Here is an 11,851-nt window from a genome sequence, read left to right on the forward strand (position 1 = left end):
TCCGTATTCTCTGATCATGGCCGCACCCACCGCATATGCCGAGCGCACCACGTACTCCCTCGTCGCCACCGACCTGGACGGAACGCTGCTGCGCGGCGACGACACGTTCTCCGACCGGTCGCTGGACGCGCTCGCGCGGGTGACGGCGGCCGGCGCTCGCCATCTGGTGGTGACCGGCCGGCCCGCGCCCCGCGTACGACCGCTCCTGGACCGTCTGCACAGCAGAGGACTCGCGGTGTGCGGTCAGGGCGCGCAGCTGTACGACGCCGGCGGGAACCGTCTGCTGTGGTCGGTCACCCTGGACCGGGAACTCGCGGAGACCGCGCTCGGCAAGATCGAGGCCGAGGTCGGGCAGGTGTACGCGGCCGTCGACCAGGACGGCGTCGACGGGCTCACGCTGATCGAGCCGGGCTATCTGATGCCGCACCCGACCCTGCCCGCCCTGCGCGTGGAGCGCCGCGACGACCTGTGGTGCGAGCCGATCAGCAAGGTGCTGCTGCGCCATCCGACGCTCTCCGACGACGAACTGGCCTCCACGGCCCGCGCGGTGGTCGGCTCGCTCGCCACCGTCACCATGTCCGGGCCGGGCACGGTGGAGCTGCAGCCGTGCGGGATCACCAAGGCGACCGGGCTGGCCCTGGCCGCCGGGCATCTGGGGCTCAGGCCCGAGGACACCATCGCCTTCGGGGACATGCCCAACGACATCCCGATGTTCGACTGGGCCGCCCGCGGGGTCGCGATGGCCAACGCCCATCCGGAGCTGAAGGCGGTGGCCGACGAGGTGACGACGTCGAACGAGGACGACGGCGTGGCCGTCGTCCTCGAACGTCTCTACCGGTAGCCGGTGGCTGGTGGCTGGTGGCCGGTGGCTGGTGGCCGGTAGTCGCGGGTCGGCTCAGTACGCGCCGAACACGTTGTCGATCGAGCCGTACCGCGCGGCCGCGTAGTTGCAGGACGCGGTGATGTTCGCGACCGGGTCGTACGGGTCCCAGGACGTGCCGGAGACGTGGTACGCGTTGAAGGTCGGGTCGATGATCTGCAGCAGCCCCTTGGAGGGGGTGCCGGCGGCCGCGTTGGAGTCCCAGAGGTTGACGGCGGACGGGTTGCCCGAGGACTCCCGGATCACATTGCGGTAGATGCCGTTGTAGGTGCCGGGGATCCCGTGCTGCGCCATGACCTGGAGCGAGGCGCGGATCCAGCCGTCGAGGTTGTTGGCGTAGCCGAGGCTGGTGGCGGTGGCCACGGTCGGCGTGGCCGCGGAGGCGGTGGTCGCGCCGAGGATCGGCAGGGCGAGCACGGTGACGCCGGTGGCGGCGACGGCGAGCGTGCGGGCGAGACGGCGGGCGCGTCGGGGCTGAGCAGGCATGGCGAAGTTCCTCTCCGTCGCCTGCGAGGTGAGCTGTCGGGTTCGGGCGGGAGCTGCCCGGCCGTGCCCTCACGGACACGACTTCACCCCAAGCCGTATCGGTCTGTCCGGAGCATGCCCAAAGGCACGGCCCGGTTCGACCGGTGCGGCGACTTACCTGGTTCCCCCGCTCCTGCCGTGGTGTTCTCGGTGGGTGTCCGGGCGGCGGCAGGATTAGGCGTCCGCCCGACAGGCCGGGAACGTATGCGAGAGCACATGTCCGGAACAAGTGGCGAATTCATGGTTAACCCCTATTGACCTTGATCCGCGGTCTATGAGGTGCTTGATCCTTTGTGGCTGCAAAGCATCAACTCGCCCGTGCGGACCGAGGTGTCGGGGTGGAACGGAGGGGGGCCGGAAGGGGGGCGGTTCGGCTGGGCGAGTGAGGCAACTCACCGGAGTCCACAAGAGGGGTGAATCGGGCAATAAACCCAGATGGCGGCTTAAGGGGTGCCCCTTCTCATAGGGCCTGTCCGGGCTGTAACCGTGGGGGCTGGCGGTGATCGAAACCTGACCGGATACGCTGACTTGAGTGAGCGCAGAGACCTATCGACAAACCGCGTAGCCGCCGATAGACACCAGCAGACAGGAGACTCCTCGTGACCGTCGTCGAGCCGTTTGGGCTGAGCGTGCGGGACCAGGCTCTGGAAGCCGATGTCCAGGCCGGATTGGCGGCTGTCGAGGAAGGCTTGCTCGAGGCCACCAAGAGCGAGGTCCCGTTCATCACGGAGGCGGCCCAGCATCTGCTGCGGGCCGGCGGGAAGCGGTTCCGGCCGCTGCTCGTGATGCTCGCCGCGCGCTTCGGCGACCCGTACGCGCCGGGGGTCGTCCCCTCAGCGGTCGTCGTGGAGCTCACCCATCTGGCGACCCTGTACCACGACGACGTGATGGACGAGGCCGCGGTGCGGCGCGGTGTGCCCAGCGCGAACGCCCGCTGGGGCAACTCGCTCGCCGTCCTCACCGGCGACTTCCTCTTCGCGCGCGCCTCGCACATCCTGGCCGACCTCGGCCCGGAGGCGGTGCGGGTGCAGGCGGAGGCGTTCGAGCGGCTGGTCACCGGCCAGATCCTGGAGACCGCCGGCCCGGTCGACGGCCGCGACCCGGTCGACCACTACCTCGACGTCCTCGGCGGCAAGACCGGCTCCCTGGTGGCGGTGTCCTGCCGCTTCGGCGCGATGATGTCGGGCGCCGATGAGACGGTGGTGGACGTGCTCACCCAGTACGGGGAGCGGCTCGGGGTCGCCTTCCAGCTCGCCGACGACGTCCTGGACATCGCCTCCGACTCCCACGAGTCGGGCAAGACCCCGGGCACCGACCTGCGCGAGGGCGTCCCCACCCTGCCGGTGCTGCGGCTGCGCGAGCGGGCGGCCCAGCAGGCGCTGCCCGAGGACCTCGCGCTGTGCGAGCTCCTCGACTCCGACCTGAGTGACGACGCCAGGCTCGCCGAGGCGGTCGCGGCCCTGCGCGCCCACCCGGCGCTGGAGCAGGCCCGCCGCGACACCGTGCGCTACGCGGAGGAGGCCCGCGCCGCCCTGGCCCCCCTCACGGAGTGCGATGCGAAGGCGGCCCTCATGGCGCTCTGCGACGCCGTCGTCCACCGCGCCGGCTGACGCCCCCGGACATCCCCGAAAGCCCTGCGCGCTCGTCGTCCCCGACCCCTAAGGGGAGAAGGGCCCCGGCGTCCCTCGTGTCATACCCCAGGTGTACGCGGAGTTGAGTCCGTGGGGTGACGCCTCCTCATGTGGGATTTGGTCAGATGGGAACCACGGAGAACACCACTCCTCACCGATTCGGGTGAGAATGGCGGCACGGGGCGGGGACGCTCTCCGTGAGATGACCAGCCGCCGCCGACGACGGAGGTAAGGCACACATGGCACCGAACGCAACCGACGACAGCACGACCGCCGGGGAGACGGACGACCTGCGCGTCGGGCGGCGCAAGGCCGTGCGCTACGTCGTCCCGGTCACCGTGATCGGCGTCGCCGCGGCGACGATCGGCCTGGTCCCGGCGCTCGCCGACTCCGGCGACCCCGACCTGCCGAAGATCACCGCCCAGCAGCTCCTCGACAAGATCGCGGCCTCGGACGTGCAGCAGCTGTCCGGCACCGTGAAGATCACCACCGACCTCGGCCTGCCCGACCTCGGCGGCCTGGAGAGCGGTCTGCTCTCCGGCGTCGCGGGCAACGGCGGTGACGGATCGTCGGCCGACCCCTCGGCCAAGCTCACCGAACTCGCCTCCGGCACCCACACGCTGCGGGTGGCCTCCGACGGCCCCGACCGGCAGAAGCTCTCCCTGGTCGAGGACGCCGCCGAGTACAGCGTCATCCACAACGGCAAGGACGTGTGGGGCTACGACAGCGCCACCAACGAGGTCTACCACGCGACCACCGACGAGAGCGCCGGCAAGGGCGCCGAGGAAGCGGAGCCGCCGGCCACCCCCAAGGACCTCACCGAGGACGCCCTCAAGGCGGTCGACGACACCACCTCGGTCACCGTCGACGGCACGGTCCATGTCGCGGGCCGTGACGCCTACAAGCTGCTGATCAAGCCGAAGCAGTCCGGCTCCACGGTCGGCGCGATCAGTGTGGCGGTGGACGCGAAGACCGGGCTGCCGCTCAAGTTCACGCTGACCCCGTCGAGCGGCGGCGCCGCCGTCGTGGACGCCGGCTTCACCCAGGTCACCTTCGCCAAGCCCGCCGCCTCCACCTTCGACTTCACCCCGCCCAAGGGCGCCAAGGTCACCGAGGCCGACGAGGCGGCGAAGGACTCCGGCAAGCCGGGCGCGTCCGGCGAGGACCTGCCCGAGGACCTCCCCAAGGGCCTCGAAGGCCTCGGCGGAGCGGACGGCCGCACCGGCGCCGGCGAGGAGCCCGAGGGCTTCGACGTCCTCGGCAAGGGCTGGACCTCCGTCGCCGTCGTCGAGACCGGCGGCAAGGGCGTCCCCTCCGACTCCGAGCTCAACTCCGAACTCGGCTCCGACGCCGGCGGCGCCCTCAGCGGCTTCCTCGGCTCCTTCGGCGACAAGGTCAGCGGCAAGTTCGGCTCCGGCACCGTCTTCTCCACCCGGCTGATCAACGCCCTGGTCACGGACGACGGCAGGATCTACGTCGGCGCCGTCACCAAGGACGCCCTGGTGAAGGCGGCGGACTCCGCGAAGTAACGCGAAGCAGGAGGCCTCGGAGCCCGCAGACCCGGGGGAAGCGCACGAAGGGGGAGCCCATGGACGAAGGGGGAGCCCATGGATAGGGAAGGGAGAGCCCATGGATGACGAACCCGTCATCCACACCCACGCCCTCACCAAGCGCTACCACGGCGGCCAGCTCGCCGTGGACCGCCTCGACCTCACGGTCCCGGCGGGCAGCGTCTTCGGCTTCCTCGGTCCCAACGGCTCCGGCAAGACCACCACGATCCGCATGCTGATGGGCCTGATCGAACCCACGTCCGGCGCGGCGCGCGTCCTGGGGCGGCCCGTGCCCCGGGCCGCGCGCACCGTGCTGCCCCAGGTCGGCGCACTGATCGAGGGCCCCGCGCTGTACGGCTTCCTCTCGGGCCGGGACAACCTGCTGCGCTACGACGCCGCCGACCCGACCGCCGACCCCCGCACCCGGCGGACCCGTGCCGCCGCGGCGCTGGAGCGGGTCGGGCTGACGGCGGCGGCCGGGAAGAAGGCGAAGGCGTACTCGCTCGGCATGAAACAGCGGCTCGGCCTGGCCGCCGCCCTGCTCCAGCCGCGCCGGCTCCTCGTCCTCGACGAGCCGACCAACGGCCTCGACCCGCAGGGCATGCGGGAGATCCGTTCCCTGGTGCGGGAACTGGCCTCGGACGGCACGACCGTGTTCCTCTCCTCCCACCTCCTCGACGAGATCGAGCAGGTGTGCACCCATGTGGCGGTGATGGCACAGGGCCGGCTGATCACCCAGGGCCCGGTGGCCGAACTGGCGGCGGGTGCGCGCGGCCGGCTGGTGGTGATCACGCCCGACCCCGCGGAGGCGGCGCGGGTGCTGAAGGAGCAGGGCGCGGCGGACGTGACCGCCGAGGAGGACCGAGTCGCCGCCGAGCCCCCGGACCGCGATCTCGCCGAGGTCAACGCCGCGCTGGTGACGGCCGGTGTCCGGGTCCGCGGCTTCACCGTCGAACGTGCCTCCCTGGAGGACGCGTTCGTGGCACTCACGGGGGAGGGCTTCGATGTCGCGGGCTGAGCCGAGGGAGGCGGAACCGGCGGACAAGGAGAGCGCCGAAGGCCCGCGCGAGCCGGAGGCCGGCCCCGTCCGCCGCCCGAGCCCCTGGTGGTCGCTCGGTCTGCTCCGCAGCGAGCTGCTGATCACCTTCCGCCGCTGGCGCACCCTCGCGCTGCTCGGCGTCCTGGCGGCCGTACCGGTGCTGATCGGGATCGCCGTGAAGATGGAGACCGGTGACGGGTCCTCCGGCGGACCGGGGGGACCCGGCGGTGGCGGCGGGGGCGGCGGTCCGGCCTTCATCGCCCAGGTCACCAACAACGGTCTGTTCCTGGTGTTCACCGCGCTGGCCGCGACGCTGCCATTCTTCCTGCCGATGGCCATCGGCGTCATCGCGGGCGACGCGATCGCCGGCGAGTCGAACGCCGGGACCCTGCGCTACCTCCTCGTCGCCCCGGCCGGCCGCACCCGCCTGCTCCTCACCAAGTACGCGACCGTGCTGGCCTTCTGTCTGGTGGCCACCCTCGTGGTCGCGCTCTCGGCGCTGACGGTGGGCGCGCTGCTGTTCCCGCTGGGAGACGTCACCACCATCTCCGGTACGACGATCGGTTTCGCCGACGGACTGGGCCGGGCCCTGCTGATCGCCCTGGTCGTGGCCGCCTCGCTGACCGGCGTGGCCGCGCTCGGTTTGTTCGTCTCCACGCTGACCGGCAGCGGTATCGCCGCGATGGCGACCACCGTCGGTCTGCTGATCACGATCCAGATCCTGGACCAGATCCCCCAGCTCCACGCGATCCAGCCGTATCTCTTCTCCCACTACTGGCTGTCCTTCGCCGACCTGGTCCGCGACCCCGTCTACTGGGACGACCTGGTGAAGAACCTCGGCCTCCAGGGCCTGTACGTGGCGGTGTTCGGCTCGGCGGCCTGGGCCCGGTTCACCACGAAGGACGTCACGTCATAGGGCCACGGCAGAGCCCTCAGCGCGTCTGGTGAGGGAAGCGCGCGAGTGGGGCCCCGCCCCCGAAGAACGACTTCGCGCGCGCCAGCGCCCCGGTGTCGGCGAGCACGTCACCGGGCTTGCTGCCGTTGCCGAGCAGCACACCGCCGAACCGCATCCCCAGATACGCGGCGGAGTTGTTGAGCGTGCCGACCAGGGGATCGGCGACCGAGGCCTCCGTGTCGGCGAGCACGGTCACCCCCCAGAGCGTGCGCCCGGCCATGGTGGTCCCGAAGTCGACGCCGGGTGTGCGCAGCCAGCCCGACCAGTGGTCCAGATAGCGCTTGACCTGGGTGGACACCGAGTACCAGTACAGCGGCGAGGCGATCACGACATCCGTCGCGGCCAGGGTCGCGTCGAGCAGCGCCGCGAGGTTCCCCTCGGTCGGCCGGACGTGGTCGCTGTCGTGCCGCAGATCCTCGAAGTCGGGCAGCGGACGCTCGGCGAGGCTGAACCAGGTCTGCTCGACGGAGGGGTCGAGCTGCTCGGCGGCCCTGCGGGCCAGCGTCTCCGTGTTGCCGTCGGTACGGCTGCTGCCCAGGACGAAGAGAAAACGTCGGCCCATGACTCCCCCAGGTGATCGGCGTACGATAATAATCCGCGCCTGCATCATATGCGCATGCAAGTATCCTGCGGAAGAGCCCCGGCGCTCTCCGCCGCCCGGATCACCGCCAGCAGCGTCTCCTCCCGCCCCCGCGCGGCGACGAGCTGCACCCCCACCGGACAGCCGTCGGCCCCGATCCCCGCCGGAAGGCTGGCCGCAGGATGCCCACTCAGATTGAACGCCCAGGTCAGCGCGGTGGAGTACCGCTCACCCGGGCCTTCGTGACCATGCGCGGCGTTCGGTGTGGCCGGCGTCAGCAGCAGGTCGGCCCGGGCGAAGAGAGCGGCCAGCCGCCGATCGTTGACCTCCCGGATCCGCCCGGCCTCACCCGGGTCGCCGCCCCCCGCCCCGCGCAACGCGAGCCAGGCGGGCGCGGGATCCTCCAGCCGTACGGCCGACTCGCCCGGCAGCAGTCGTACGGCACCGGCGGCAGCGAGACGCCCGACGGCGGCCCGGGCGAGGGCCAGCGGCTCGGGGTCGGGGGAGGCGGAGGCGAACCCCAGATCGGGCGAGAACACGGCGGTGACCGGCGCGAGCCCGCCGGTGCCCTCGGACAGCGCGGCGGTGACCTGCGAGGACAGCGCCTCCTCGGCCGCCGCCCCCGTCATCGCCCGCCAGTACGCCACCGCGTCCGCCGCGCACCGCACCAGCACGCCCGGGGCCGCGAGACCCGTGGGGTCCGGGGACGGCAGCCGGCCGTTCGTCGTCTTCAGGCCGATCACCCCGCACCAGGCCGCCGGGATCCGCACCGAGCCCGCCCCGTCGCTGCCCGTCGCCAGCGGTACCAGCCCGGCCGCCACCGCCGCCGCCGACCCGGCGGAGGACCCGCCCGGCGTACGGTCCGCCCGCCAGGGGTTGACGGTACGGCCGTACGCGCCGACGCCCCAGGTCTGCCACGGCGTACCGGGACCGGGCACCGCCGTCGCCCCCACCGGCACACAGCCCGCGGCGAGCAACGGCCCCGCCGCCCGCAGCCCGTGCCGCCCTTTGACCCCGATCGGCACCCCGGCCAGCGGCAGCCGCTCACCAGCCGCCACCCGCGCGTCCACCGCGCGCGCCCGCTCGACGGCCGCCCCCTCCCACACCTCGGCGAAGGAACTCAATGAGGGGTCCACCCGGGCGATCCGTGCCAGCGCCTCCGTGACCGCGTCCACGGCCCGCAGCCGCCCGTCCCGTACGGCCGAGGCGATCCCGACCGCCGACGGCGCCCGGTGGGTCCCCCCGTTCAGCGCCTGACTCCCGTGAGCCGGGCCAGCGCCTCCGTCTCCCGGGGCGGCACGCCCCCCAGGTCACCGAGGCGCCACTCGGTCACCCACGGCACCCGGTGGACGTCGACGGCCGACTCGATGACCCGGATCCGCTGCGCCAGCGGCCGCGGCAGCCGCCCCGGCGCGTCCGCGACCAGCACCACCGCGTCCAGGTCGAGCCCCTGCGGGACCTCTCCGCGCCGGAAGACCTCCAGGGCGCGCAGGGCCGACTCCAGCCCGGTCGCGTGCGTCCGCGCCACGAGCAGGACGGACGGGGGATCACCGGGGGCGGGCCAGTCCCGTCCGCAGTCGTGGCCGCCGTAGACCGCCGCGAGCGTGGAGGCGCCGGCCCCGCCGTGCGCGGCCAGCCAGGAGAAGCGGCGGGGAGCGGCGGTTGAGTGGTACGGTCCCGGTGGCGGCTCCGGTACGGCAACCGGACCGCGCAGCCAGATCTCCGGCCCCGGCCGCTCCGCCGGTGCCTGAGTCGTCCCGGTCGTCCCCATGGCCGTACCCCCTCCTTCTGGTGGGCGCTCCCGGCAAGCCCGGCGTGGGTCCTTGGAACGAGGCTGTGACGTCGTGGTGACGCACCGGCCGGGAGCGAACAGAGAGACTCAACAGTACGTGCACGCGTACGCGCACCTGGACGACCCGGAGCGTGACGACGCATCCGAGTGAGGAACCGATGTCTCGACTCAGTCGTGAGAAGAAGCGGGAACAGAGCCGCGCCGGATGGTCCGCCGCCGTGGTCGCGCCGCTCGACGTCCACGTCCGCGCGGGCGGCCCGGCGACCATAGGGGGAGTGCCGGTCGCGGCGACCGACGGCGAGGAGATCCAGCACGCCGTCCTGGGCCAGCTGCACCGCATCGCCCTCGCCACCGGGCACCCCGTCCTCGCCACGGTTCACGACGAGCGCATCGGTTACGTCGTCCCCCTCCGCATCGAGACGGACGGCTCCAGCCACTTCACCGCGGAACCCCTGCGGGCCCCGGCGGTGTCCGCAGCCCAGCCGCCGTCCTCGCCCCCGGCGCCCCTCACCCCACCGACGACCCCGAACACCCCGACCGCCCAGACGGCCCCGCCCGCCCCGGCGACCCCAGGTGCTCCGACCGCTCCGACGGCCCCGGACGCCCCGATCGCTCCGACGACCCCGGACGCCCCGATCGCTCCGGCGGGCCCGGGCGCTCCGATCGCCTCGGCGCACTCGGCGCACTCGGCGCACTCGGCGACCACGGCGGCCCCGGTCGGCCCAATCGCCCCGGCCGCGCCCACGGTGGCGCTTCCGGTCCTGGGCGGTCCGACGGCTCTGGCGACCCCGGCTGCCCAGGCGACCCCGGCGACACCGGCGGCCCCGACCGCCCCGACGGCCCCGGCTGCTCCGGTCGCCCCGGTGATCGCGGGTGCGGAAGCTCGTGGGCTCGGTGACGAGGGAGTTCGGTCGGACAAGCCCACGCACGTTCTGCGGCAGGTGCAGGCGCCGGAAGAGCCGGAGGGGGGTGGCCCGGTCTTTCCCCCGGCGCAGGCCCCGGGCACGGTCGCGGCTCCCACGGGAGTCTTCGGTCCGCCCCCGGCCATGGACCTCCAGTCGGCCGGCGCGGTGCCCGCCTCGCCGGAGCACGCGCCGTCCCCTTTCCCGGAGCCCGGGGTGCCCGCCACCCCGGACCGCGCCTCGGAGCATGCCCCGCACCGCTTTCCGGAAGCCGCCTTCACCACCCCCGAGCCGGAGCTGAAGCCACTCCTCGCCTTCACCCCCGACCGCGAGTCGGCCGCCGTGCTCGACCCCGACCCCAAGCCGACCCCCGCCCGTGGCTTCGACGCCGTGGCGGAAGCGGTTCTCGGTGACGACCCCCGCACCCTCCCCGGCACCGACGGCGCCCCCGCGTTGCTCGGGGAGCCGATGGCGCAGATCAACGAGGCCGTGCGGGCGGGCCGTATCGACGTGGCCGCCGGGCTCGCCGAGCGGACCGTGCTGGAGGCCTCGGGAACGCTGGGACCGGAGCACCCCGAGGTGCTCCGGCTCCGTGAACTCAGCGCCTACATCGCCTACCTGGCGGGCGACCCGCTGCGTGCCTTCCATGTCTCCCTGGACCTGGCCCGGATCCGCCGCCGGGCCCGGGACGGCGAGGCCGCGTACGGCAACGTCCAGAGCGCGGCGGCGGCCTGGCGTGCCGTGCGCGACCCCTTGCAGGGCCTGAACCTGGGCACCGAACTCCTCGGCCTGTGGACGGAGCTGACGACCGAGGAGGGTCCGGCCGCCGAGGACGTCGAGCAGCTGGAGTCGGCCCGTGCCCGGATGCTCCGGCTGGCGGAACGCGCCCGCAGGTCCTGAGTACCGGGTCGGCAGGCCGGGCGGGTCAGGACGGGCGGGTCAGGACGACAAGGTCCACACCGCGTACGCGAGCGCGTCCGCGTTGCGGTTCAGCGCGGTGTCGTTGATGTTCGAAGTGGTGTCGCAGGAGGAGTGGTAGCAGCGGTCGAAGGCCTGCCCGGCCGTACCGCCCCACTTGGCCGCCTGCGCCGCCGTCTTGATGTAGTCGGCGCCGCTGAACAGCCCGCCCACCGGAACGCCCGCGTTCTTGAAGGGCGCGTGGTCGGAGCGGCCGTCGCCCTCGGTCTCGATCTCCGTCGCCACGCCGAGGCCGGCGAAGTAGTCCTTGAAGGTCTTCTCGATGGTCGGGTCGTCGTCGTAGACGAAGTAGCCGGGGTTCGGCGAGCCGACCATGTCGAAGTTGAGGTAGCCGCTGATACGGGCGCGGTTCGCGGAGGAGAGGTTGTTGACGTAGTACCGCGAGCCGACCATGCCCAGTTCCTCGGCGCCCCACCAGGCGAACCGCAGATGCCTGGTGGGCTGGTAGCCGGCCCGGGACACCGCGAGGGCGGTCTCCAGGACGGCCGCCGAACCGGAGCCGTTGTCGTTGATGCCCGCCCCCGCGGTGACGCTGTCGAGGTGGGAGCCGGCCATGACGACCTGGTCGGTGTTGCCGCCGGGCCAGTCGGCGACCAGGTTGTAGCCGGTGCGGCCGGAGGAGGTGAACTGCTGGATGACGGTGGTGTACCCGGCGGCGTCCAGCTTGGCCTTCACATAGTCGAGCGAGGCCTTGTAGCCGGCCCGGCCGTGGGCGCGGTTGCCGCCGTTGGCGGTGGCGATGGACTGCAGCTGCGTGAGGTGGGCCTTGACGTTCGCCACGGGGATGTCGGGGGCGGCGGCCAGGGGTGCGGGCGCCGCGTCGGCTATCGCTCCGCCAGTCAGGAGCATGACAATCGAGCAGGCGCAGGCGGCCGCCGTACGCCCGGGAACCGAGAGCTTCATGTGGGGGGCTCCGAATTCCGCGGGAATCACAGGGATTCCACAGTGGATGGGGTCACAGGATGGTGAACGCTCCACCAACGGCACGTCAAGAGCGCTATCAGGACATGAGGTTCACA

11 protein-coding genes and 1 riboswitch are annotated in these 11,851 nt (G+C 72.7%); of the genes, 6 read left to right on the forward strand and 5 right to left on the reverse strand.

Annotation, left to right across the window (positions count from 1 at the left end):
* Window positions 1-16 precede the first annotated feature (16 nt).
* Complete coding sequence (locus ACYQ8Q_RS27200) at window positions 17-841, forward strand: HAD family hydrolase (RefSeq protein WP_460068493.1); 825 nt, start codon at window positions 17-19, stop codon at window positions 839-841.
* Window positions 842-895: 54 nt separating this feature from the next.
* Here ACYQ8Q_RS27200 and ACYQ8Q_RS27205 read toward each other — a convergent pair whose 3' ends face one another.
* Window positions 896-1,366 carry a transglycosylase SLT domain-containing protein gene (locus ACYQ8Q_RS27205; protein ID WP_358992240.1) on the reverse strand — a complete coding sequence of 157 codons (471 nt, stop codon included), beginning with the start codon at window positions 1,364-1,366 and terminating at the stop codon, window positions 896-898.
* A 3-nt stretch (window positions 1,367-1,369) separates the two neighbouring features.
* A riboswitch (cyclic di-AMP (ydaO/yuaA leader) is annotated at window positions 1,370-1,568 on the reverse strand.
* A 436-nt stretch (window positions 1,569-2,004) separates the two neighbouring features.
* Here ACYQ8Q_RS27205 and ACYQ8Q_RS27210 point away from each other — a divergent pair.
* The 4 genes from ACYQ8Q_RS27210 (at window position 2,005) to ACYQ8Q_RS27225 (ending at window position 6,541) form a co-directional block, all read left to right on the forward strand.
* The gene (locus ACYQ8Q_RS27210; RefSeq protein WP_460068494.1) at window positions 2,005-3,015 is read left to right on the forward strand and encodes a polyprenyl synthetase family protein; all 1,011 of its coding nucleotides are present in this window, start codon (window positions 2,005-2,007) and stop codon (window positions 3,013-3,015) included.
* Window positions 3,016-3,275: 260 nt separating this feature from the next.
* Window positions 3,276-4,565: a LolA family protein gene (locus ACYQ8Q_RS27215; protein ID WP_460068495.1), complete on the forward strand. Its 1,290-nt coding sequence runs from the start codon at window positions 3,276-3,278 to the stop codon at window positions 4,563-4,565.
* 100 nt (window positions 4,566-4,665) lie between these two features.
* Window positions 4,666-5,604: an ABC transporter ATP-binding protein gene (locus ACYQ8Q_RS27220; RefSeq protein ID WP_460068496.1), complete on the forward strand. Its 939-nt coding sequence runs from the start codon at window positions 4,666-4,668 to the stop codon at window positions 5,602-5,604.
* Complete coding sequence (locus tag ACYQ8Q_RS27225; protein ID WP_460068497.1) at window positions 5,591-6,541, forward strand: ABC transporter permease; 951 nt, start codon at window positions 5,591-5,593, stop codon at window positions 6,539-6,541. The genes ACYQ8Q_RS27220 and ACYQ8Q_RS27225 overlap by 14 nt, the downstream gene beginning before the upstream one ends.
* A 16-nt stretch (window positions 6,542-6,557) precedes the next feature.
* Here ACYQ8Q_RS27225 and ACYQ8Q_RS27230 read toward each other — a convergent pair whose 3' ends face one another.
* From ACYQ8Q_RS27230 to ACYQ8Q_RS27240, 3 genes are all read right to left on the reverse strand, one after another.
* Window positions 6,558-7,142 (reverse strand): flavodoxin family protein, encoded by a 585-nt coding sequence (locus ACYQ8Q_RS27230; protein ID WP_460068498.1) that lies wholly within the window; start codon window positions 7,140-7,142, stop codon window positions 6,558-6,560.
* Window positions 7,143-7,186: 44 nt separating this feature from the next.
* A complete protein-coding gene (locus ACYQ8Q_RS27235; protein WP_460068499.1) occupies window positions 7,187-8,335 on the reverse strand; it encodes an amidase family protein in 1,149 nt (382 codons plus the stop codon).
* Window positions 8,336-8,406: 71 nt separating this feature from the next.
* Window positions 8,407-8,931 carry a DUF6668 family protein gene (locus ACYQ8Q_RS27240; protein WP_460068500.1) on the reverse strand — a complete coding sequence of 175 codons (525 nt, stop codon included), beginning with the start codon at window positions 8,929-8,931 and terminating at the stop codon, window positions 8,407-8,409.
* Between the two features lie 179 nt (window positions 8,932-9,110).
* Between ACYQ8Q_RS27240 and ACYQ8Q_RS27245 the strand changes: the two genes are divergently transcribed.
* Complete coding sequence (locus ACYQ8Q_RS27245) at window positions 9,111-10,754, forward strand: tetratricopeptide repeat protein (RefSeq protein ID WP_460068501.1); 1,644 nt, start codon at window positions 9,111-9,113, stop codon at window positions 10,752-10,754.
* Window positions 10,755-10,793: 39 nt separating this feature from the next.
* Here ACYQ8Q_RS27245 and ACYQ8Q_RS27250 read toward each other — a convergent pair whose 3' ends face one another.
* Entirely contained in the window at window positions 10,794-11,735 is a 942-nt protein-coding gene (locus ACYQ8Q_RS27250) for a M28 family metallopeptidase (RefSeq protein ID WP_460068502.1), read from the reverse strand.
* Between the last annotated feature and the right edge of the window lie 116 nt (window positions 11,736-11,851).

This window comes from Streptomyces sp. YKOK-I1 (assembly GCF_054660435.1).

What these genes read in the sequence shown, in the direction of transcription:
- ACYQ8Q_RS27200 (WP_460068493.1), top strand. Translation starts at nt 17, where the DNA reads ATGGCCGCACCCACCGCATATGCCGAGCGCACCACGTACTCCCTCGTC.
- ACYQ8Q_RS27205 (WP_358992240.1), bottom strand. Translation starts at nt 1,366, where the DNA reads ATGCCTGCTCAGCCCCGACGCGCCCGCCGTCTCGCCCGCACGCTCGCC.
- ACYQ8Q_RS27215 (WP_460068495.1), top strand. Translation starts at nt 3,276, where the DNA reads ATGGCACCGAACGCAACCGACGACAGCACGACCGCCGGGGAGACGGAC.
- ACYQ8Q_RS27220 (WP_460068496.1), top strand. Translation starts at nt 4,666, where the DNA reads ATGGATGACGAACCCGTCATCCACACCCACGCCCTCACCAAGCGCTAC.
- ACYQ8Q_RS27225 (WP_460068497.1), top strand. Translation starts at nt 5,591, where the DNA reads ATGTCGCGGGCTGAGCCGAGGGAGGCGGAACCGGCGGACAAGGAGAGC.
- ACYQ8Q_RS27230 (WP_460068498.1), bottom strand. Translation starts at nt 7,142, where the DNA reads ATGGGCCGACGTTTTCTCTTCGTCCTGGGCAGCAGCCGTACCGACGGC.
- ACYQ8Q_RS27240 (WP_460068500.1), bottom strand. Translation starts at nt 8,931, where the DNA reads ATGGGGACGACCGGGACGACTCAGGCACCGGCGGAGCGGCCGGGGCCG.
- ACYQ8Q_RS27245 (WP_460068501.1), top strand. Translation starts at nt 9,111, where the DNA reads ATGTCTCGACTCAGTCGTGAGAAGAAGCGGGAACAGAGCCGCGCCGGA.
- ACYQ8Q_RS27250 (WP_460068502.1), bottom strand. Translation starts at nt 11,735, where the DNA reads ATGAAGCTCTCGGTTCCCGGGCGTACGGCGGCCGCCTGCGCCTGCTCG.